The sequence below is a fragment of the Nocardia aobensis NBRC 100429 genome, assembly GCF_000308375.1.
Taxonomy (GTDB): domain Bacteria; phylum Actinomycetota; class Actinomycetes; order Mycobacteriales; family Mycobacteriaceae; genus Nocardia; species Nocardia aobensis.
In genome coordinates this window covers 1-1,259 of the sequence record NZ_BAFQ01000047.1, presented here as the reverse complement: position 1 = coordinate 1,259, position 1,259 = coordinate 1, and the positions used below count along the sequence as shown (strand labels likewise).

Below are 1,259 nucleotides of genomic sequence, written 5' to 3'. Positions count from 1 at the left end.
CTTAACCCAACATCTCACGACACGAGCTGACGACAGCCATGCACCACCTGTACACCAACCACAAGGGGGGCCGTATCTCTACGGCTTTCTGGTGTATGTCAAACCCAGGTAAGGTTCTTCGCGTTGCATCGAATTAATCCACATGCTCCGCCGCTTGTGCGGGCCCCCGTCAATTCCTTTGAGTTTTAGCCTTGCGGCCGTACTCCCCAGGCGGGGCGCTTAATGCGTTAGCTACGGCACGGATCCCGTGGAAGGAAACCCACACCTAGCGCCCACCGTTTACGGCGTGGACTACCAGGGTATCTAATCCTGTTCGCTACCCACGCTTTCGCTTCTCAGCGTCAGTTACTGCCCAGAGACCCGCCTTCGCCACCGGTGTTCCTCCTGATATCTGCGCATTTCACCGCTACACCAGGAATTCCAGTCTCCCCTGCAGTACTCTAGTCCGCCCGTATCGACCGCAAGCGTGCAGTTGAGCTGCACGTTTTCACGATCGACGCGACGAACCGCCTACAAGCTCTTTACGCCCAGTAATTCCGGACAACGCTCGCACCCTACGTATTACCGCGGCTGCTGGCACGTAGTTGGCCGGTGCTTCTTCTACAGGTACCGTCACTTGCGCTTCGTCCCTGTCGAAAGAGGTTTACAACCCGAAGGCCGTCATCCCTCACGCGGCGTCGCTGCATCAGGCTTTCGCCCATTGTGCAATATTCCCCACTGCTGCCTCCCGTAGGAGTCTGGGCCGTGTCTCAGTCCCAGTGTGGCCGGTCGCCCTCTCAGGCCGGCTACCCGTCGTCGCCTTGGTAGGCCATTACCCCACCAACAAGCTGATAGGCCGCGGGCCCATCTCGCACCGATAAATCTTTCCACCACCAACCATGCGACCGGTGGTCATATCCGGTATTAGACCCAGTTTCCCAGGCTTATCCCAGAGTGCGAGGCAGATCACCCACGTGTTACTCACCCGTTCGCCGCTCGTGTACCCCGAAGGGCCTTACCGCTCGACTTGCATGTGTTAAGCACGCCGCCAGCGTTCGTCCTGAGCCAGGATCAAACTCTCCGTTGAAGACTCTCGATCAACCGCCGAAGCAGCAAATCAGAAGTATCTCGAACCAGAGTCCGAAAACCTAACTTAAACGCCAGCCGGAAAATAGCTGACTAAAAAATGCCCGACCCTCACACGGGGGGTGAAGATCGGAACCAAAATAAATACTTTGGCACTGACATTCATCGACACACTATTGAGTTCTCAAAGAACA

The 1,259-nt window shown here is 56.5% G+C and carries 1 rRNA gene; it reads right to left on the bottom strand.

The window, feature by feature from the left end:
* Positions 1-1,066 (bottom strand): 16S ribosomal RNA (locus RJ03_RS05915); the annotation flags it as partial.
* Between the last annotated feature and the right edge of the window lie 193 nt (positions 1,067-1,259).